This window comes from Polaribacter sp. (assembly GCF_036480315.1).
Lineage (GTDB): Bacteria > Bacteroidota > Bacteroidia > Flavobacteriales > Flavobacteriaceae > Polaribacter.
This window is the reverse complement of record NZ_JAZGGG010000012.1, coordinates 23,697-43,712: the sequence shown is the minus strand read 5'-3', so window position 1 is coordinate 43,712 and position 20,016 is coordinate 23,697. Positions and strand designations below refer to the sequence as shown.

General features: G+C 29.0%; 19 protein-coding genes. 7 read left to right on the top strand and 12 right to left on the bottom strand.

Annotation, left to right across the window (positions count from 1 at the left end):
* Positions 1-623: 623 nt before the first annotated feature.
* The 5 genes from V3V28_RS02300 to rpsO all read right to left on the bottom strand — a co-directional run bounded on the left by V3V28_RS02300 (position 624) and on the right by rpsO (position 5,771).
* Positions 624-1,151, bottom strand: a complete 528-nt coding sequence (locus tag V3V28_RS02300) for a hypothetical protein (protein WP_331363405.1) — start codon at positions 1,149-1,151, stop codon at positions 624-626.
* A 3-nt stretch (positions 1,152-1,154) separates the two neighbouring features.
* Positions 1,155-1,451 (bottom strand): hypothetical protein, encoded by a 297-nt coding sequence (locus V3V28_RS02295; RefSeq protein ID WP_331363404.1) that lies wholly within the window; start codon positions 1,449-1,451, stop codon positions 1,155-1,157.
* A 131-nt stretch (positions 1,452-1,582) separates the two neighbouring features.
* Positions 1,583-2,707 (bottom strand): tyrosine-type recombinase/integrase, encoded by a 1,125-nt coding sequence (locus V3V28_RS02290; protein WP_331363403.1) that lies wholly within the window; start codon positions 2,705-2,707, stop codon positions 1,583-1,585.
* Between the two features lie 276 nt (positions 2,708-2,983).
* Complete coding sequence (locus V3V28_RS02285) at positions 2,984-5,221, bottom strand: polyribonucleotide nucleotidyltransferase (protein WP_331363402.1); 2,238 nt, start codon at positions 5,219-5,221, stop codon at positions 2,984-2,986.
* 280 nt (positions 5,222-5,501) lie between these two features.
* Complete coding sequence (rpsO, locus tag V3V28_RS02280; RefSeq protein WP_331363401.1) at positions 5,502-5,771, bottom strand: 30S ribosomal protein S15; 270 nt, start codon at positions 5,769-5,771, stop codon at positions 5,502-5,504.
* A 346-nt stretch (positions 5,772-6,117) separates the two neighbouring features.
* Here rpsO and V3V28_RS02275 point away from each other — a divergent pair, with 346 nt between their 5' ends.
* From V3V28_RS02275 to V3V28_RS02265, 3 genes are all read left to right on the top strand, one after another.
* Positions 6,118-7,776 carry a T6SS effector amidase Tae4 family protein gene (locus tag V3V28_RS02275; protein WP_331363400.1) on the top strand — a complete coding sequence of 553 codons (1,659 nt, stop codon included), beginning with the start codon at positions 6,118-6,120 and terminating at the stop codon, positions 7,774-7,776.
* Between the two features lie 11 nt (positions 7,777-7,787).
* Positions 7,788-8,225 (top strand): hypothetical protein, encoded by a 438-nt coding sequence (locus V3V28_RS02270; protein ID WP_331363399.1) that lies wholly within the window; start codon positions 7,788-7,790, stop codon positions 8,223-8,225.
* Between the two features lie 312 nt (positions 8,226-8,537).
* Entirely contained in the window at positions 8,538-9,086 is a 549-nt protein-coding gene (locus V3V28_RS02265) for a peroxiredoxin family protein (protein WP_331363398.1), read from the top strand.
* A 31-nt stretch (positions 9,087-9,117) separates the two neighbouring features.
* On the opposite strand, the gene accD is transcribed toward V3V28_RS02265, so the two are convergent.
* The 3 genes from accD to tamL form a co-directional block, all read right to left on the bottom strand.
* Positions 9,118-9,978, bottom strand: coding sequence for an acetyl-CoA carboxylase, carboxyltransferase subunit beta (gene accD, locus V3V28_RS02260; RefSeq protein ID WP_331363397.1), 861 nt, complete (start codon positions 9,976-9,978; stop codon positions 9,118-9,120).
* A gap of 177 nt (positions 9,979-10,155) precedes the next feature.
* Entirely contained in the window at positions 10,156-11,223 is a 1,068-nt protein-coding gene (gene fbaA, locus V3V28_RS02255; protein ID WP_331363396.1) for a class II fructose-bisphosphate aldolase, read from the bottom strand.
* 119 nt (positions 11,224-11,342) lie between these two features.
* The gene (gene tamL, locus V3V28_RS02250; RefSeq protein WP_442957514.1) at positions 11,343-13,850 is read right to left on the bottom strand and encodes a translocation and assembly module lipoprotein TamL; all 2,508 of its coding nucleotides are present in this window, start codon (positions 13,848-13,850) and stop codon (positions 11,343-11,345) included.
* 69 nt (positions 13,851-13,919) lie between these two features.
* On the opposite strand from tamL, the gene V3V28_RS02245 reads away from it, so the two are divergent.
* The 4 genes from V3V28_RS02245 (at position 13,920) to V3V28_RS02230 (ending at position 15,874) form a co-directional block, all read left to right on the top strand.
* On the top strand, positions 13,920-14,648 hold the full coding sequence (locus V3V28_RS02245; protein ID WP_331363394.1) for a TrmH family RNA methyltransferase: 729 nt from the start codon (positions 13,920-13,922) through the stop codon (positions 14,646-14,648).
* A 189-nt stretch (positions 14,649-14,837) separates the two neighbouring features.
* A complete protein-coding gene (locus V3V28_RS02240) occupies positions 14,838-15,206 on the top strand; it encodes a hypothetical protein (RefSeq protein ID WP_331363393.1) in 369 nt (122 codons plus the stop codon).
* Complete coding sequence (locus V3V28_RS02235; RefSeq protein ID WP_331363392.1) at positions 15,190-15,399, top strand: hypothetical protein; 210 nt, start codon at positions 15,190-15,192, stop codon at positions 15,397-15,399. The genes V3V28_RS02240 and V3V28_RS02235 overlap by 17 nt, the downstream gene beginning before the upstream one ends.
* Positions 15,400-15,646: 247 nt before the next feature.
* On the top strand, positions 15,647-15,874 hold the full coding sequence (locus V3V28_RS02230; protein ID WP_331363391.1) for a hypothetical protein: 228 nt from the start codon (positions 15,647-15,649) through the stop codon (positions 15,872-15,874).
* A gap of 254 nt (positions 15,875-16,128) precedes the next feature.
* Here the strand turns inward: V3V28_RS02230 and porT are convergent, their stop codons facing one another.
* The 4 genes from porT to V3V28_RS02210 all read right to left on the bottom strand — a co-directional run bounded on the left by porT (position 16,129) and on the right by V3V28_RS02210 (position 19,988).
* On the bottom strand, positions 16,129-16,836 hold the full coding sequence (gene porT / locus V3V28_RS02225) for a type IX secretion/gliding motility protein PorT/SprT (RefSeq protein ID WP_331363390.1): 708 nt from the start codon (positions 16,834-16,836) through the stop codon (positions 16,129-16,131).
* A gap of 2 nt (positions 16,837-16,838) precedes the next feature.
* A complete protein-coding gene (gene ubiE / locus V3V28_RS02220; RefSeq protein WP_331363389.1) occupies positions 16,839-17,570 on the bottom strand; it encodes a bifunctional demethylmenaquinone methyltransferase/2-methoxy-6-polyprenyl-1,4-benzoquinol methylase UbiE in 732 nt (243 codons plus the stop codon).
* A gap of 3 nt (positions 17,571-17,573) precedes the next feature.
* Positions 17,574-18,482 carry a NifU family protein gene (locus V3V28_RS02215; protein ID WP_331363388.1) on the bottom strand — a complete coding sequence of 303 codons (909 nt, stop codon included), beginning with the start codon at positions 18,480-18,482 and terminating at the stop codon, positions 17,574-17,576.
* A gap of 120 nt (positions 18,483-18,602) precedes the next feature.
* On the bottom strand, positions 18,603-19,988 hold the full coding sequence (locus V3V28_RS02210) for an OmpP1/FadL family transporter (protein ID WP_331363387.1): 1,386 nt from the start codon (positions 19,986-19,988) through the stop codon (positions 18,603-18,605).
* Between the last annotated feature and the right edge of the window lie 28 nt (positions 19,989-20,016).

Here is a 20,016-nt window from a genome sequence, read left to right as displayed (position 1 = left end):
AACGTTTTTGTATAAGGAAAGTTGTGTTTTTGTGTGCGAGGAATTTCCAACGGAAATTCAGAAGTACGCAAAAATGCAACTATTTTTAAGTTAAGCACTAATTTAAGCAATTTTTTTTATACGGTGTTGTAATTTTGTTGTGAAACATTTGAGTAAACACGTTTTGATTCCGTTTTTAATTTTTCAGCATTTGAGTGATTTTTCCAATTTTTACTTTAAAACACTCTGTATAAAAAAAATCGAAAAAATTCCGCTCTCAAAATTCCGTTTGTTTGATAATTCGCGAGAGAATGTTCCACAAAATTCAGTTTTCCAAACTTGAGTGAATTCCATAAAGATTTTCAATTCAGAATTTGAGTGATTTTTTTACTTTAAAAACTCAAATTCCATTTTATTTTTCCGTCGTTTTCATTTTCCTGAACAATGAATTACAACGTTTAGGCTATGGTTAGTGCGGGATTTCGAAGGACTGAACTTTCGATTAAGCACTTAGCCAAATTTTTAATTTTTTCTTTATTTTTAATAGACACGCAAAATTGAAAATTTTGCGGACTTTGTACAATGCACTTCACTTAGGGTTTAGCACCAAAACCCGTATTAACTATAGCCATTGTTGTGTGTAGTTATTTTTCCAAATTGTTCCATTCCTCATATACTTTAAGTAGTGCCTTAAATTTAGAAGTCAATGGCTTAAAATACTTTTCTAAATTTTTTCTTTCTACTAATTGTCTTATTTCCGAATTGTATGTTTTTTTAAATCGAACCTTGTCAATCTTTCCATCCAAATATTTACTACAAGCATCTTCATAACTGTTAATGTTGTTTTCAATAGCAGATTGCAATACTTTTTCTTGAGCATCCAATGTTGTTTTTTCACTATCGGAAAGTTTATCGTTTCCTTTTTTACCCAAAAGAGGTGATATTATCATAGTTATGTCTCCAACTTTATCTCTTGAATTTGATATTCGCTCACTTACGGATAATTCAAGGTTTCCCATTGAAATCATATTCTGAATTTCAGATTTATTCAATGATAATTTTGCAATACTGTTAGATTTTACAATTGAAATAATTGAAACTATTAAAGAACCAAGTGCAAATAATGCTGAAATACCAGCAATCGTTAATGAGATTTTTTCAATATCAGTCATTTTTTATTTTTTTAATCCGTCTAATATATAATCTACTAAATCTAAATAATCACTATTATCCCTTTGTTCAGTAAGTATTATTTGTCCGCCTTCTTTATACTGAAAAGGTCTTGTACCTGAAATAAATTCTCCAATGTATTTTACAATTAATTCCCTGTCAGTTTGAGTTAACGGTTTTTTACTTTCAGTATAAATTAATCCTTTTATTTCTTGAATAATCAGATTTGCTGTTTCAGTTTTGTTCTTTGATGAAACAAACTGTTTTCCAAGTCTATTTGCTATTTCTATAAATGTTGCCATATTAATTTTTTTTTTCGAATTACACACAACTTGTTTATATACGGAACTTTTATATTCATATCGTTCCTTAATGGTAGAATATGCAGAGGTTTAGTGTCTTTATATCCGTTTTGTTTTATAAAAATAACTGATTAAAATAAATCATCAAAGGGATTTTTAATCTTTTTTAAACTTGGCGCTGTTACATGAGTATAAATCATAGTCGTTTTTGGGCTACTATGCCCTAAAAGTTCTTGTATATATCTAATATCTGTTCCTTTTTCTAATAAATGCGTTGCAAAACTATGCCTTAGAGAATGTAACGTAGCTTTTTTAGTAATACCAGATCTAAATAATGCGTTTTTTAATACTTTTTGAGCGCTTGTGTTACTGTATTTACCTCCTTTTTGTCCTTCAAATAAATATTTTTCTGGTTTGTAAGCAATATAATATGCTCTTAAAATTTTTACAAATGCAGGAGATAAAAGAGTGTATCGGTCTTTTTTTCCTTTAGCTTGTTTAATATGAATTAACATTCTTTGACTATCAATATCGTTTATTTCTAAATTGATAGCTTCACCAATTCTTAAGCCAGCAGAATACAATAAACTTAAAAGCGCCTTATGTTTAAGATTTGTAACGGTGTTAAAGAGTGCTTTTATTTCAGTGCCACTTAATATAATTGGTAGTTTTTTTTCTTTTCTAGGCCTTTCAATATGTATTTCTTCATAGGAATACCCTTTGTATTCAAAAAATTTTTTAATTCCGCTTATAAATTGATTCTGATATGAAACGGATTTATTGGGAACAAAAATATAATCATAACTAAAAGCTTCTACTATTTTTGAAGAAAATAGCTCAGTGTTTTTCAAAAGAGAATATTTAATATAAATTGAAGTTACATCCACATAAGTGTTCACTGTATTTTTACTCAAACGTTTTTGAAATAACCATTTTTTAAATTTTTGTAATTCAAACTCATATATTTCTGGAAGTTGATTTATTAAATGTGAGTTTCTTTTTGCTTCTATTTTACTTTTGTCGATAAAAGGTTGTAATTCTAAATATTCAACAGTCCAATTACTTTTTTTTAAATGATTGAAAACTATTCTTAAATTTTCTAACGAAAGTTCAGTATAAAAAGACCTTAAAGTTTTACTCCAAACAACATTTTTAAGTTTTTTAAGATGCTCTTTTATTTCATTATCATAAATGAACCTAATTACTAAGACATTTTTATTGCGAAGTTGAGAAATGGTTAAGACGATTTTTTTCATAGCACATAAATTTAATGCTTTTTATTTAATAATCATCTTTTATAATTGTTGTCAATTATTCTTGGTATATAAAAAACTTTATTAGTTACTTTGAATGTATTTTGTTAACTGCATAAATAGAAGATCACTTTTTTTAGTTTTCGCTACTGCAAAGAGTAATCATTCCTTTAGCTTTTATTTGTATTATGTGCAACGGGTTCTATTAATTATATAAAAAAACCTGTCTAGTTTTTAAACTAGACAGGTTTGGTATTTATTAAAAAAAGAAATTAAAAATTAATCTTCTTTTCTTGGTGCTCTTGGTTTTCTATCGTCACGACGATTATCTCTACCTCTGTTATCACGTCCACCAGAACGTTTATCATCTCTTGGTGGTCTTGCTACATAACCTTCTGGTTTTGGTAACAATGCTTTTCTTGAAACTTTTTCTTTACGAGTTCTTGGGTCTAAACCAAAGTATTTTACATCTAATAAATCGCCCATGTTTACAACATCGGTAACATTATCTGTACGTTCCCAAGCTAATTCAGAAACATGTAATAAAACTTCGTTTCCTGGCGCATCTATATATTCTACTACCGCACCAAAATCTAACATTTTAATTACTTTCACTTGGTAAGATTCACCAACTGTTGGTTTAAAAAGCATAGACTCAATACGAGTAATAACTTGTTCAATTCCTGCAGGATCAGTTCCTAAAATTTCGATAATTCCTTCTTCAGTTACAGCGTCTTCAGTAATTACAATTGTAGTTCCTGTTTCTTTCTGTAATTCTTGAATATGTTTACCTCCTGGTCCAATAAATGCACCAATCATATCATTAGGGATACGTCTGTTAATCATTTTAGGAGCATGTTCTTTAACTTCTTCATTTGCAGTAGAAATGGTTTCAGTTATTTTCCCTAAAATATGTAAACGACCAGCACGTGCTTGTTGTAAAGCATTTACTAAAATCTCATATGATAATCCTTTTACTTTAATATCCATTTGGCAAGCAGTAATTCCTTCCGAAGTACCAGTTACTTTAAAATCCATATCTCCTAAGTGATCTTCATCACCTAAAATATCAGATAATACAGCATAATTTCCAGATTCTGCATCAGAAATTAATCCCATTGCAATACCAGAAACTGGTCTTATCATTTGTACACCTGCATCCATTAATGCCATTGTACCAGCACAAACAGTTGCCATAGAAGAAGAACCGTTAGATTCTAAAACTTCAGAAACTACTCTTACAGTATAAGGACAACTATCAGGAATCATTCCTTTTAAACCACGTTGTGCTAAATTACCATGACCAACTTCTCTACGAGAAGTTCCACGGATTGGTCTCGCTTCACCTGTACAAAAAGGAGGGAAGTTATAATGTAAATAGAAATTCTCTTCACCTTCGTAAGATGGCATGTCTATTTTATTTGCGTCTCTAGAGGTTCCTAAAGTAACGGTAGCTAAAGCTTGCGTTTCTCCACGAGTAAAGATAGAAGAACCATGTACTGATGGTAAATAATCTATTTCTGACCAAATTGGTCTAATTTCATCCGTTTTACGTCCGTCTAAACGTAACCCTACATTTAAAGTTAAATCTCTAATAGCAGCTTTTTCTGCTTTACGATAATAATCAGAAACTAAACCACCATAATCTGCTAATTCTTCTTCAGAAAAAGTAGCTTTAATGTCTGCTTTTATTTCTTTAAATGCAGCAGTTCTTTCATGTTTAGCAGATCCAGCTTCTGCGATAGCATATACTTTATCGTATGCCATGTCATGAACTTTTTTCTCTAAATCTTTATCTTCTCTTGCACCTTCATATTCACGAACTTCTTTTTTTCCAAATGCTTCCGCTAATCTTAATTGAGCAGCACATTGTACTTTAATAGCTTCGTGTGCAAATTTAATAGCGTCTGCCATTTCTTCTTCAGAAATTTCATCCATTTCACCTTCAACCATCATTACGGAATCGGCAGAAGCTCCAATCATCATATCGATGTCAGACTCTGCTAATTGAGCTCTATTTGGGTTGATAATAAATTCACCATTGATTCTACCAACTCTTGCTTCAGAGATTGCACATTCAAATGGGAAATCTGATAATTGAATAGCTGCTGATGCTGCTAAACCTGCCATTGCATCTGGCATAACATCTTCATCATGAGACATTAATTGAATCATTACTTGCGTTTCTGCAGTATAATCTTTTGGGAATAATGGACGTAAAACTCTATCTACTAAACGCATTGTTAATACTTCACCATCACTTGGTCTTGCTTCTCTTTTGAAGAAACCACCAGGATAACGACCTGCAGCTGCAAATTTTTCTCTATAATCTACCGTTAGTGGTAAAAAACCAAGATCTTTTTGTTCGTAATTGGAAACAACTGTACACAACATCATACATTTGCCTGATTGCACAACAACACTACCATGAGCTTGTTTTGCTAATTTCCCTGTTTCGATAGAAATTTCTCTACCATCGCCAAGGTCTATAACCTCTCTAAATACTTTTGGAATCATAAATTTTAATTCTAAATTTTTAATTACTGTTTGTTGTTGTGTTGTTACCTGTTGTTGCAATGGAAATACAGAATTGTTGTTGGTAATTCTGATCTTTTATATTATTGCTGATGTTGTTAAAATCAGACTTTATATTTTTTTTTGATTTGTTACTTCAAAAATACTCTATTTTTTTTTGATTCCTGCCTTCGTAGGAAAGACACGTTAAATATTTGCAGAAACCTGCAAAATATTTTGCATAAAAAAAGAGGAACGTTTATAGCCCCTCTTTTTGTAAGAATTATTTTCTAATTCCTAATTCTTTGATAATTGCACGATATCTGTTAATTTCAGATTTCTTAAGATAATCTAATAAACTTTTACGCTTACCTACCAACATAACTAAAGAACGCTCTGTATTATAATCCTTACGATTATTTTTTAAGTGCCCAGTTAAATGGTTAATTCTGTGTGTGAATAAAGCAATTTGTCCTTCTGAAGAACCAGTATCGTTTTTACCTTTACCGTGTTTTTCGAAAATGCTTTCTTTTACTTCTTTAGTTAAATACATTCCAATATTATTTAAATGATTATTATGTATATCAATGATGTTTTCATTGAAGCTGCAAATATAGTTTTATTTTTTTGAATAGAATTAAGTCATTCTAGCTTTTAATAGCTAACATTAGAATTAATAATATTTTACTCATTAAAATTAATCTATACTTTTTTTTGTTAGGTTAAAATTTGTTTTTTATTAAATTGCTAAAAAACAGCATTTTAAATTTTCTACTCACTGAAAACCGTGAGTTATCTCACGGTTTTCAGTGAGTAGAAAATTTCACTGTTTTCCGTGATTGACAACCGTTTTTTTTAAGGTTAGTTTTTACAGAATTATAAATCTTAAATTTAATGTTATGAAAAGAAGAAAAATTACTAATTATTTAAAATTCGGAATCTTGTTTTTAGGGATTTCAGTATTGTTACAAAATTGTGAGAAAGAAAACAACTTTACTGAAAAACAACTTACCCCCTTGAGCGAAATCAAAGCTAGAAAAATTTCTTTTGAAGAAGTAAAAGAAGTAAGTGGTTTTTTAGAATCAACTGATAAGTTTTTCAATAAATTTAGTGATAATACTTATAGTGAAAGAAGTATTGATAGTAATGATGGTAATTTTGTTATTTTAACAGATGAAATAATTGAAGTTGTAAAAGATAGTGTTGTTACTTTATCTTTTATGATAAAGGAACCTACCAATAGTGATTCCTCTTTTGAGAATTTTATTATTAAAAAGGTAAATGACACGTTTGAATTCTACATTTATAAATATAAATTTAACCCTGATAATATAGATTTTAAATATTCTTTAGAAACACAAGCTGTGAGTGAAGATCAAATAGATATTGAAGAATTTCAAAGTTTATTTCAAGTGGAAACACTTGCAATTGCAGGAGATTGTTTGGTAGATGTTGCGTGGGATAATGGTTGTGGCTGCTCATTTGTTACTGTAATATTCTGTGACAATGTAGATGAAGATAACAATGGAGGCGATCCAAGTAACAATAATAGTAGTAGTGACGCTACTAATAATGATGATAACACTGACAGCAACAATAGTAATGCTGGAGGAGGTTCTACAGGTAATAATTCTACAGGAAATGGTAACACAGATAGCAGCACATCAGCTGGTGTAGTATTGTCTCCAACAGCAGTTGCTTTAAGTGAGATTTACGATTGTTTAGATTTAAACCCAGTTTTAGGCGGTTATTTTGCAAGTCAAACAGATACAAGAGGTTATAATTCACTAGCAATTAGTATTAAAAATTATATGGATAATAGTGGCGGTTGTTCTTCTGAAAATAGTAGTTTTATAATAGAAGCACTTCAATTTTTAAAAGACAATCCTCAATATAATTTTGTTCAATATGAAAATTGGTTTGGAACAGAACATGATGGTATCGATTATGAATATGATGCAGATTATTGGGAAGACCCAAATTTAACTTTTACTCCACAAGATTTACCTTCTTGGGCCGATTATTATGCTAATTTTCCTAGAAAAGCAGGTGGCGGTTGGTTATATGGTGCAAATAATATTTATAATTTAGTTGGGGGTGATGTTTTACAAGTTAGAGAAGATGACGTTGATGAAAGATATACAAATAATACTTGTGCTTTAAAGGTTTCTATTGCTTTAAATGGATCAGGAATTATTATTCCAGAAATTATTACAAGTACAACCAGTGGAGTAATAAGTTATGGAACTGTAAAAGGAGCAGATGGAAAAAATTATTTCTTAAATGCAAAATCGTTAAATAAATGGATGAGATTAACTTTTGGAGTAAGTCCTTCAAACCCTAAACATTTTAATTATACAAAAGCACAAGGAGGTGTTGGTGGTAAAAATTTCCCTAGCCTTATAGGAACTAAAAAAGGTATTTATTCTTTAACTTCTTCAAGTACTACTTGGGCTTCTGGACATGCAGATATATTTTTTGAAAATATCTGTTCTGTTAAAAAATGTTATTATAGTGAACCAAGCTTAGAATCTATAGATATTTGGGTGCTAGATTAAGTATATAAACCATGAAAAAAAGAACTTATTTTATCGCAATTGTTTTAGTAAGCATCTTTGCTTCTTGTAAAACACAGAAAAACCTGAGAGAGCGCCTATTTTTAGTCGAAGATTATAAAAAAGTATATTTTGGGAGTTGTTTAGGCTATGGTTTTAATCGTTCTAAAGCAATTATTGAAATTCTCCAACAAGATAATAGTATTAGTTCAGAATATCTACAAGGTAGAAGGAATTATAGAATTATAGATAGTTTAGCTAAACTTACAGCAAAAGAAATTAAACTAGATTCTATAGCAGTTAATTATGATGAAACTAGAGGAAAACGTGTTTTTAGTAAATGTTTAAAAGGTTATAATAGTAAATTTTTAGATTCTATGGCAAAAACGACCTATAAACTTAAAGTAAAAAAATACAAACATTTTTCTGAATATAAATACATACCAAACTAAATAAAAAATAGCGGTTAAGTACAAACTATAAAATTTGTGCTTTTCTGCTAATTTTTATAAAATTAGAAAAAAAAGGTTTAGTTTAGTAAAATGCTTGGACATGCTATGAAGAATATTTTATAACAGGTTATGTAAACGATAGTATTAAAGTAAATTTTAATAAAGGTAGTAATAATGATAGTTTATGTTTTTATTTTAAAGATATAATTGATACAAGATTATATACTGACTATTATGGAGATTATACTGTTATCTTTATCCTTATAAAGCAACAAAAGGAAAGCTAGAAATTAAGTATATTTTAGATTAAAGATGAAAAACATAGTTATTTTTACAGTATTCTTTTTATATATTACGGAAATTAGTTCTCAAAATAGAATGACATTTCCTCACAATGTAATTTTAAAAGATAAAAAGAACAAGAATGTAACATCAAAAATATTTTATAATTTTGAGAAACCTATAATTATAGATTACTGGGCAACATACTGTAAACCTTGTATACAAAAACTAGACGATTTAAAAGACGTTTATAAAGAGTGGCAAGATAGATATGGCTTACAAATAATTGTAATTTCTATTGATAAGAAAAGTAAGAGAAAACAAGCTTTAAAAATTATAGAAAAACATAATTGGCCTTTTCAGTTTTATTTTGACCATAATAAAGAGTTGTTAAAGAAATTAAGTGATATTAATTTGGTGCCTCTTTCTTTTATCCTTGATGGTAAATTTAATGTTGTAAAAACTTTTAGTGGTGCTAAATTTTGGATGTTACCGATTGATAATTCAGAAGAAAAAAGACTAAAAACTGATTTAAGGAATTATGAAAAAGTATTAGATTCTTTAGTGAAAAAAAAATAATAAAAAAAGCCAGCATCTGCTGGCTTTTTTATTACGCTCTTAAAGGTATATTCTGTATTAAATCGATATATAAGTTTACTTGTTTTTTAAGGTTTTTACGTTCGTAAATTGCGTCTAAAAATCCGTGTTCTAGAACAAATTCAGATTTTTGAAATCCTACTGGTAATTCTTTACCAGTAGTATCTTTTACAACTCTTGGTCCTGCAAATGCAATTAATGCGTTTGGTTCTGCAATATTAATATCGCCTAACATTGCATAAGACGCAGTTGTACCACCAGTTGTTGGGTCTGTACATAATGATATATATGGAATTTTAACTTCTGCTAATTGCGCTAATTTAGAAGACGTTTTTACCAATTGCATTAAAGAAAGTGATGCTTCCATCATTCTTGCGCCACCAGATTTAGAAACCATTAAAAACGGAATCTTATTTTTTATAGAGTAATCGATTGCTCGTGCAATTTTTTCTCCAACAACAGAACCCATAGAACCACCAATAAAAGCAAAGTCCATAGCAGCAATTACTAAATCTTTACCTAAAGACTTACCAACTGCAGTTCTAACAGCATCTTTTAATTTGGTTTTTTCTTGAGCAGCTTTTACACGGTCTGTGTATTTTTTTGTGTCTTCGAATTTTAAAGGGTCTTTAGAAGTTAAAGTTTCATTTAATTCTTCGAACTTATTGTCATCAAAAAATAATTCGAAATATTCTTTACTTCCTATTCTTACATGGTAACCATCTTCTGGACTTACATATAAGTTCTTTTTTAATTCTTCTGTATCAATAATTTTTCCACTAGGAGTTTTATACCAAAGACCTTTTGGAGTGTCTTTTTTATCTTCTGTTGCAGTCTGTATTCCTTTATCTTTACGTTTAAACCAAGCAGTCATAAATTAATATTTTTATAATAGTTGTTACTTTTTTCAAGTGAAATCTTAAATACAAATGTAAAAGATTTTTGTGAACTATAAATTTTCTTTGAAACGAATCTTTAAAGATTTACTAAAATACAAAAAAAGCATTTTGAAAGTATCAAAATGCTTTTTAAAATATGTATTGTAAAACTTTTATAATGTATCTACATTATTTAAGTCTGCAAATGCTTGTTTTAAACGAGTTTTAAAAGTTCCTTCACCTTCACGTAACCATTTTCTTGGGTCGTAATATTTTTTATTTGGTTGCTCTGCTCCATCAGGATTACCAATTTGAGTAGCTAAATAAGCTGCTTTTTCTTGCATATAATCTCTAACTCCTTCTGTAAAAGCAAATTGCATGTCAGTGTCGATATTCATTTTAATGACTCCGTAACCAATTGCTTCTCTAATTTCTTCTAATGTAGAACCAGAACCTCCGTGAAAAACAAAATCGATATGATTTTCTTCAACACCATATTTTTTTGTGATAAACTCTTGAGAATTCTTTAAAATTTTTGGAGTTAATTTTACGTTTCCTGGTTTGTAAACACCATGTACGTTACCAAATGCTGCAGCAATTGTAAATTGAGGAGAAACTTTTAATAACTCTTCATATGCATAAGCAACTTCTTCTGGTTGTGTATATAATTTAGAAACATCAACATCAGAATTATCTACACCGTCTTCTTCACCACCAGTAATACCTAATTCAATTTCTAAAGTCATACCCATTTTACTCATACGTGCTAAATAAGTTTTACAGATTTCTATATTTTCTTCTAAAGGCTCTTCAGATAAATCTATCATGTGAGAACTATATAAAGATTTACCAGTTTCTGCAAAATGTTTTTCTGAAGCATCTAATAAACCATCGATCCATGGAAGTAATTTTTTTGCAGCATGATCTGTATGTAAAATTACAGGTACACCATAAGCAACCGCTAGTTCATGAATATGTTTTGCACCAGCAACACCACCAGCAATGGCAGCTTTTTCGTTTTCATTAGAAAGTCCTTTTCCTGCATTAAATTGAGCACCACCGTTTGAAAACTGAATAATTACAGGAGCGTTTAATTCTTTTGCTGTTTCTAAAACTGCGTTAATGGTATTTGAACCAATAACATTTACAGCTGGTAAAGCAAACCCTTTTTCTTTTGCAAAATTAAAAATTTCTTGAACTTCTTTTCCTGTTGCAACACCAGGTTTTATATTATGACTCATAATTATTATTTTAAATACGTTGATACTATTTACCCTCAAAAGTACTAAAAATTAGCATCTTCTATAGTGGTTGAAGTTATAAAATAACGAAAACGTTATAGGGTTTAAAGTAAATTTTTTTAGAAAGGATAGTTAATACCAATGTTATAAACGGCATTTGCAAAGTTGTAGTTTTTAAACCATTTACTATCTTTTAGGTATGGTTCGTAGGTTTTAAAACCAACATCAACTCGAAGAATTAGAAAACTAAAATCTAATCTTGCACCAAAACCAGAACCAATAGCAATGTCTTTTAAAGAAGAAATGCCTTTAAATTTTGCATCATCATCTACAAAAGTAGAACCAGTAATGTCCCAAATATTTCCAGCATCCATAAATAATGCTCCTTTTAATTTACTAACAACATTAAATCTATATTCTGCACTTGTTAGAAATTTTAAACTACCTACATTGTATTCTAAACCAGTATTTCTACTTCCTGGACCTAATTCATAAGTCTGCCAGGCTCTAATATCATTAGAACCACCAGCAAAGTAACTTTTTGTAAATGGTATGTCTGAATTGTCATAGGTTAAAATTGTACCTAAAAAAGTTCTAAATCCAAAGACAGAATTATTACCAACATCCCAAAATTGTTTATACTCTAAATCTGTTTTAAAATATTGCGCTAAAGGAATTTTAGAAAACGTTTTTTTGCCTTTACTATTATAGTTTTTAGAAAACAGCCCTAAAACATTTCCTGAATTAGCAATTCTAGCTTTAAAAAATTTAAAGTTATTGTCTTTAAAATTAGTTTGACTGTTGTATGTATAAGAGTATGCTAAAACCGGTATTAAAAAATCTGATGTTACAATATTATACCTGTTTAATATATTTAAATTTGTATTGTATTCAACCGGATTTGTAGTTTTAAAACTAGATTTGTTTGCAACTATATTCATAAAATTTAGTGCATTAGATGATTGTGTTGCATCTGTTTTAAGCGGGTAGTTTGAATTAACAGTAATATTATTTACTGCATCATAAATTTTTGCAATATCATCTAGATTTTTAAATTCTGAACTGTAAATATTAAAAAACCGATCGATATTCAAATTCTGAATATACTGCGTGTTAAAAACTTCTAATTGAATCGTTTTCTTACTATTGTATTGCCATCTATAATCCGATAAAAACGTAAACGTTTGCCTGTCTAAACCTATGTTTTTCTGAAAACTAGAACCTATTGAAAACAATGTTCTTGGTGACATTTCTTTAGGAACCAATTTAGACAAACCAAAAGGTGCAACAAATCTTGGTATTTCTAAAGAAGCATCTACACCAATTTCCCAACCAGGGCCATTGTTTGATGTAAAATAAGAACCCAAAAAAGATAATTTTAATAATTCTGCACCCCTAAATGCATTTCTATTTGTAATAGAGAATTTTGCTGAAGTACCAATTTCTCTAATATTTGAGTGTGTTAGTTCAGTTTCGAAGCCAAGTGTGTATTTTTCTATTGGTGCTAAAAAGACATCCATTTTTAGTTCATTTCCAGCATTGCCAATAGGTGTAAAAGTAATGTTGCTAGATTTAAAGTTTTTAAGAGATTTTAAATGACTTCTAGTTAAGTTTCTTAAAGTGTCTTTATAAATTTCGCCTGGTTTTAAAAAAATAGATTGTGCTAAATACTTTGGGTTGTATTTTAATTTGTTATGTGCTAAAAAGTTAATTCCGTTATAAGACGTAGAATCTTTATGAACTTCATTTTTTTTAGTGTAAGAATAATCTGTTATAACATTTACTTCTTTAATTGTATGAATTTTAAAAGGTTTTTTTACATAGTTTCCGTTTTCTGAAATTAACCGATCTTTATTAATTAAAAAATCTACATTTGTTTTATAATCTGCTCTTGTAGAGTCTACATAAAAACCTAAAGCAGATTCTGTAAAATAATAAATTCCGTTATTTCTATATAGTTTTAAAACCTTGCTAGCTTCATCTCTAAAAGTTTTGTCATTATACTGGTCGCCAGTTTTAAGTAATGAAGTAATGCCAGAATTTTTATAAATTGAGTCTAGAATATGCGATTCTATTTTAAGTTTTATAGTATCTAAAAGAGTAGGTTCCCCTTTTGTAATATGATAATTTACAGTTGCTTTTTTATCATTAAATCTATTAATTTTAGAAACAACTTTAGATTTAAAATATCCTTGAGTTTTATAGTAAGCCCACAAATTATTTTCAGTGTTTTTTACTTTTTTATCACTAACAATAACAGGTCCTTCATATTTTAAAAACCATTTATTTAAATTGATAAATGATTTAGCATAAGCAATACTTTGTTTTTCTGAAAAGATTTTTTTTATAAAATTATAAGAACGAAGGTTTTTCTTGCCCCAATCAGAAGGTGTTTCTGGTTTATCATGATTTCCTATGTTATGAAAATACAATGCAATTGGTAAATCTAATAAACGAGGATTTGGTTTTTGTAAAACGTATTTTTGCAATTCGCTACTTTTATTTTTAACACTATCTACAAAAATATAAATTTGTGTAAGCATGTGTTCTTCTTCAGCTACATGTTTTGTGGAGTTACATGAGATTAGAATGGAAATCAGAAAAAAATAAAAAAAAAGTTTTTTCATTACCTTAACTGTGATATTAAGTTCAAAAATAGTATTTTTCAGCGGTTTATTATCAATAAGATTTAATTAATGGGTATTTCAAAAAATCAACTAAAATTAATAACAAGTTTATCACAAAAAAAGTATAGACAAAAGCATAAATTATTTATTGCTGAAGGTATAAAGGTTGTAAACGAATTATTAAATTCTACTTTTAAAGTTGAAGCACTTTTTTGTGTTGATGATTTTTCTTGTACTATTTCTGATGATAAAGTAGTTAGAATTTCTGAAAATGATTTAAAGAAAATAAGTAGCCTTAAAAACCCGAATAAAGTTTTAGGATTATTTCAGATTCCTGAAGAAAACAAACTTCGAAATAACGAATTAATTATTGCTTTAGATGATATTAATGATCCTGGAAATTTAGGAACAATCATTCGTTTATGTGATTGGTTTGGGGTTTCTGAATTAATTTGTTCAACAAAAACAGTAGATTGTTATAATCAAAAAGTTGTACAAGCAAGTATGGGTTCTTTAACTAGAATTGCAATTCATTATCTAGATTTAGCAGCTTATTTATCAAAAACTGAGTTACCTACTTTTATTGCAGACATGGATGGCGAAAATGTATATAAAGCTAAATTACCTAAAGACGGAATTCTCATAATGGGAAATGAAGCTAATGGTATTTCTAATGAAATTAAAACGTTGGTAAAAAACAAAATTTCTATTCCAAGATTTGGAGAAACTCATGAAACAGAAAGTTTAAATGTGGCAACTGCAACTGCAGTTTTATTGAGTGAGTTTAAAAGAGGTTAAGAAGAAGATCAACCGTTCTTTTAGGAGAATGTAATTTTCTAAACGATTCACTTATAAAACAATACGTTTAATCGAAAATAAAATTAATTATTTACTGTGATTTTTAAGAATAAAAGGTGTCATATTATATTTGTAAATACACATATTTAAAAAATCACTATTTTTGTACTCTTAAAATGTTTCTACATTTTGAATAATTATACTAACGAAACGAAATTATTTGGAGAAATAATTCGTTTAAAAAAGATTAGTTCTATTGGAGATTATGATCATGATTTTTCAAGTGCAAGGTTAAGTGCAAGAAAATTATCTGTAAATAATAACAGAAAATTAGCAATAACAAATAGTTTATTGGTAGTTACTAATGATATCACCATAACAGCAGTAGATGATAAAGTTCGTTTGGTAGGTACTTCTCAATTAGTACAAACTCATACAGGAGCTACTCAAGTTTCTGGTGTAGGTAAATTATTAGTAGATCAAAACTCTACGGTGCCTAGTATATATAGGTATAATTATATGAGTTCACCAGTAATCACAATTGGTTTATACTTATAGTTTAGAAACTGTTTTAAAAGATGGTACTATTCCACTTGATGCTACAAAACCTATTGGTAATCTTGCAGGTACTACTAATATTGCAAAAAAAATCACTTTTATTAATGGCTTTGATGGAGGTACAACTGACCTTATTTCATTAGCAAATCATTGGGTGCATAAATCATTTACAATTAAAAGATGCAGATGGTAATACTAGTTGTTCTCCAACAAGTGGGGTTCTAGTGCATCTACCGTTTTGGGAGATTATATTGCTATAGGACAAAGGTTCTTTGTAGAAGGAGATTCAGATTGAGGACCTATTCTATTTAACAATAGTCAAAGGATAATTCGAAAAATAAAATGAAGGCGCTCTATTCTTTAGAGAAAACAGTTTACAAAAAAGTGCTAGTAATGAAACCCAAAGTTCATCAAATGGTTTACCTATTATTAAACTAGGTATGGATTTTATAAGCGGAGAGGATAATAGTATTCATAGACAATTAGGAATTTCTTTTAACCAAAACAATTCATTTGCATATGATAAAGGATATGATAGTGAGATTTATGATTTAGGATTAACAGATGTATATTGGAAATTCTCTACAGATGATTTAAGTTATTTAATTGCAGGAGTACAAGAAATTTCATTTACTGTTATGATGGATTATGATGGATTATTATGGTAGTATAACCTTTCAGGTAGATGAAATTAAAAACATAGCTAGAGAAGTGTTTATAAAAGATAGTTTTTACAGGTCAGACTTACCTTTCTTTAAAATAATTTAACTGTTTATCTTTACTAATTAACTCAAAAAAAGTAGATAGGTTAGGCGGTAGTTTTATTTTAAGTTTAAAAAAACTGATTGTAAAGTTTGTAAAAAAAAAACATTCAGAATGCTTTTTTAAAGAATGTACTTTCCTGAAATAGGTTGACTAAAAATTACTCAAAAGCAAAAGTCAGAAAAACACCACGAGTTCCCATGTAGTTTACAGGAGCTGTCCATTTACTATTAGTGTCATCATCATATTTTATCTCATTATTCATCGCAAAAACACCTCTAATAGATGGAGAGAATTTAAAATAATATAAGTAAATATCAACACCAATACCAACTTCATACATAAAGTTGTGTGATTTCATTCTAAATTGTCCTGCAGAATTATCATCTTGATTGTCTTGATTACTAGAAAAGTTATAATCGTAAGAAACTCCACCTAAAACATACGGACGAATATTTTTATATCTATCTGCACTAAATTTAAAAACTAAAGGAAGGTGTAAATAGGTAGAGCCAATTTCTCTAATACTGTTTTGTGGAGTGGCACTAGTTTTTAAATGATTGAATAAAATTCTTTTAGAATTACTAACTAAACCTGGCTCTAAACGTAAGTTTAAATTTTTATGTAAACGTAAATCTGCAATTAAACCAACGTTAAAACCAGATGTTGCTTCAACGCTAATATTTGCATTGGGTATGTTACTTTCTTTTAGATTTAATTTAAAATCGTTTTTATTTATCCCTAAATAAAAACCATAATGCAATCTCTTTTTATCGAAGCTTGGTAAATATTCAACTTTTTCGCTTTGAGCAAAAAAGGCGATAGAAGTTAATAAGAAAAATCCAAAAATTAAAAACCTTTTACTCATAATTATTTACTTGCAGTATAAATTGTTGCAACTCCAAAAGTTACAGTTGTATGTTCTGTATTTGTAAACCCATTTTTCTGTAAAATATTGTTGAAAGCTTCTCCAAAAGGAAAAGAATTTGCAGATTCTGATAAGTAAGAATAGGCAACTTTATCTTTAGAAAATAGTTTACCAACAACAGGTAAAAATAAATTGGTGTATAATTTATAACCTTGTTTAAAAGGGAATTTTGTTGGGTTAGAGGTTTCTAAAATAACTAATACTCCATAAGGCTTTAAAACTCTAGCAATTTCTTTAATCCCTTTAGCTAAATTGGCAAAATTTCGTACTCCAAATGAAACTGTAATTGCATCAAAAGTGTTGTCATCAAAAGGCATTTCTTCAGAATCGCCAACAATCATTTCTATTTTATCAGAAAGATTTGCTTTGGCAATTTTTTGTTTACCAACTTCTAACATTCCTGCAGAAATATCTAAACCTACAATTCTGTCTGGGTTTAATGTAGACATCATTAAAACTAAATCACCAGTTCCTGTAGCAATATCTAAAATTTGTTTCGGATTGTTTTTTCCAACAATTTCAACAACTTTCTTACGCCATTTTACATCTATTCCTAAAGAAATTACACGGTTTAAACCATCATAATTCCCAGAAATATTGTCGAACATTTGTGCAACTTGTTCTTTCTTTCCTAAATTGGAATTTTTGTATGGATTTATTTTTTCTGCTGACATTGTTTATCCATTTATTGCAACCACCTCATTAATTTGATTTGGTAACATTTCTTTTAATAAATTCTCTATTCCGTTTTTTAGTGTAGCAGTAGAAGATGGGCAACCACTACAAGCGCCTTGTAAAACTACGCTTACTATTTTATTTTCTTCATCATAAGATCTAAAAGCAATATTACCACCATCACCGGCAACTGCGGGTTTTATATATTCTTCTAAAATATCTACAATTTTCGCTGCTGTTGTTCCTTCTAAAACTTCATTTACTGCTTCAATTTTATTTTCTGATGAAGTAGGCTCTCCTTTCGGTAATTCCTTAATAATTGTTTTTCCATCCGCTAAATATTCACGAATAAAAGTTCTTATTTCGCCATAAACTTCGTTCCATTCTACCATATCGTATTTGGTTACAGAAATGTAATTATCAGAAATAAAAACTTCCTTTACAAAAGGAAAATTGAAAAGTGCAAGAGCTAGTGGAGATGATTTGCTAGCTTCATCTATATTTTTGAATTCAACATCTGTTTGCGTTAATGCTTTATTAGAACCAAACTTCATTACTGCTGGGTTTGGTGTAACTTCTGCATAGACTTCAATAGCTTCTTTTTTTGATGTTCTTTGTTCATTAACAACAACGTTTCCATCATTTAAATACGCTTCAATTTGCTCTTTTACTTCTTCTTGAACGTCTATCCATTCTAAAATATCAAAACGTTGAATTGCTATAAAGTTAGCTGTTATAAATACTTTTTTTACAAAAGGTAAATAAAATAATTCTTGCGCTAAAGGAGAGTTTTTAGCTTCATCTATATTGTTAAATTCATAACTACCACCATTAATCAAAACCTTGGTACTGTTATATTTAATGATTGTATTATTGGTAGTTTCTTGTATAGTAACTTTAATATCTGACATAGTCTAAAAATTGAGTTGCAAAATTAAGGGAAAAAAGGGAATTAGTATTGTTTTATCCACATAAAAAAAAGCCTATTAAATAGCATTTAATAGGCTTTTTCTTTATAAAGATAAATATTTTTATAGATTTAGGGTAACTGTAGCAGTAATTGTTCTGTTGTCTAGAGTTAAATTTGCAGGATTTACTGTGTTATTTTGTGGGTAAAAATTATATAATCCTGTTCTGTTATTATCACTATATGAGAAATCTAATTTAAAGTTCCCAAAATTATAACCAGCACCTAAAGAATAACCTTCTAAATTGTCTGTTTCTATTGCTAATTTATCTGGACTTTGCTCAAATTTGTATCCACCACGAACGCTAAACCTGTCTAAACGCCATTCTGTACCTACGTTAAATGAATGTGTGTTCCTTAATTCATTTTGAAAAAATTGATTTTCATTGGTGAATCCCCCGTTTGATAATTTTATATTTTGATAATTTTTATTAGTGTAATCAAAACTTAACAAACCATTTTTACCAAAGATAAAAGCAGCACTTGCTGTTAATTTACTTGGTGTTTTTAATCGGTATAACAATTCTTGTATTGGAAAATTTCCACCAGAAGTATTATTATAAACAGTATTGTCATTACTAACCACAATTTCCGTATCACCAAAAAAGCCATCATTATCAGTAATGTTTGTAGTTTCTAAAACTTCTGTAAACCAAGTTGGTGTTTGGTATGAAAGTCCGAATCTAAAATTAGGATGCGCCTTATAAATAAAACCTGCATTTGCAGAAAAACCTGTACCTGTTGTTATATTTTCTTGATAAAAATTGGCATCTAAATCGTTTCCACTTCCATCATTATTCAATTCTGTTAAGTTAGATCTTTGGCTAAAATTTAAGTCGTAAAAATTCAACCCTAAACCAACATATAATTTATTTTGATGTACAGAAGAAAATGCAAAGTTTAGCTCGCTAATTTCTCCGCCATAATTGTTAGAAAAACGTTGTTCATCTGCAATATTATAATTAATTGCAGGATTATTGTTGTCTAAAGGAAATTCTGTAAAAGTGGCAACACCGCTATTTCCTTGAGTTAAAAAACTATCTGTAAAATCTTTTGTAAGTCTATAATTAAAACCAATTGCAAATTTGCTCCATTCAGAATTATATGCGCTATCAAAAACCAAAACCGCACCAGCATGAGAAAGATTAAAATATTGATTTTGGCTTGTTAATGATTTGCCATAGTAACTAGAAATAATATCTGAATTTCTAGAATTAAAAGTTCCAGAAAAAGAGCTATTCTTAAAAACTGCAATTCCTGCAGGATTTATGTTTATGGCAGAAATATCTCCACCTAAAGCACCAAAAGCGCCACTCATTCCTGTAAAACGTGCTGAACCATTTCCGTCATCTTGAGAGAAAAGTAAAGCTAAATCTTGGTATCCTAAAGATTGAGAATAGGATGTAAAAGTTACTGCGAACAAAGTCGCAATTATAAAAAATCTTTTCATTTTAATGTTTTTTTTTTGTTTAAAAATG

What these genes read in the sequence shown, in the direction of transcription:
- V3V28_RS02295 (WP_331363404.1), bottom strand. Translation starts at nt 1,451, where the DNA reads ATGGCAACATTTATAGAAATAGCAAATAGACTTGGAAAACAGTTTGTT.
- V3V28_RS02210 (WP_331363387.1), bottom strand. Translation starts at nt 19,988, where the DNA reads ATGAAAAGATTTTTTATAATTGCGACTTTGTTCGCAGTAACTTTTACA.
- V3V28_RS02215 (WP_331363388.1), bottom strand. Translation starts at nt 18,482, where the DNA reads ATGTCAGATATTAAAGTTACTATACAAGAAACTACCAATAATACAATC.
- V3V28_RS02290 (WP_331363403.1), bottom strand. Translation starts at nt 2,707, where the DNA reads ATGAAAAAAATCGTCTTAACCATTTCTCAACTTCGCAATAAAAATGTC.
- V3V28_RS02275 (WP_331363400.1), top strand. Translation starts at nt 6,118, where the DNA reads ATGAAAAGAAGAAAAATTACTAATTATTTAAAATTCGGAATCTTGTTT.
- V3V28_RS02230 (WP_331363391.1), top strand. Translation starts at nt 15,647, where the DNA reads ATGGATTTTATAAGCGGAGAGGATAATAGTATTCATAGACAATTAGGA.
- V3V28_RS02265 (WP_331363398.1), top strand. Translation starts at nt 8,538, where the DNA reads ATGAAAAACATAGTTATTTTTACAGTATTCTTTTTATATATTACGGAA.
- rpsO (WP_331363401.1), bottom strand. Translation starts at nt 5,771, where the DNA reads ATGTATTTAACTAAAGAAGTAAAAGAAAGCATTTTCGAAAAACACGGT.
- ubiE (WP_331363389.1), bottom strand. Translation starts at nt 17,570, where the DNA reads ATGTCAGCAGAAAAAATAAATCCATACAAAAATTCCAATTTAGGAAAG.
- porT (WP_331363390.1), bottom strand. Translation starts at nt 16,836, where the DNA reads ATGAGTAAAAGGTTTTTAATTTTTGGATTTTTCTTATTAACTTCTATC.
- V3V28_RS02245 (WP_331363394.1), top strand. Translation starts at nt 13,920, where the DNA reads ATGGGTATTTCAAAAAATCAACTAAAATTAATAACAAGTTTATCACAA.
- V3V28_RS02270 (WP_331363399.1), top strand. Translation starts at nt 7,788, where the DNA reads ATGAAAAAAAGAACTTATTTTATCGCAATTGTTTTAGTAAGCATCTTT.
- tamL (WP_442957514.1), bottom strand. Translation starts at nt 13,850, where the DNA reads ATGAAAAAACTTTTTTTTTATTTTTTTCTGATTTCCATTCTAATCTCA.
- V3V28_RS02300 (WP_331363405.1), bottom strand. Translation starts at nt 1,151, where the DNA reads ATGACTGATATTGAAAAAATCTCATTAACGATTGCTGGTATTTCAGCA.
- V3V28_RS02285 (WP_331363402.1), bottom strand. Translation starts at nt 5,221, where the DNA reads ATGATTCCAAAAGTATTTAGAGAGGTTATAGACCTTGGCGATGGTAGA.
- accD (WP_331363397.1), bottom strand. Translation starts at nt 9,978, where the DNA reads ATGACTGCTTGGTTTAAACGTAAAGATAAAGGAATACAGACTGCAACA.
- fbaA (WP_331363396.1), bottom strand. Translation starts at nt 11,223, where the DNA reads ATGAGTCATAATATAAAACCTGGTGTTGCAACAGGAAAAGAAGTTCAA.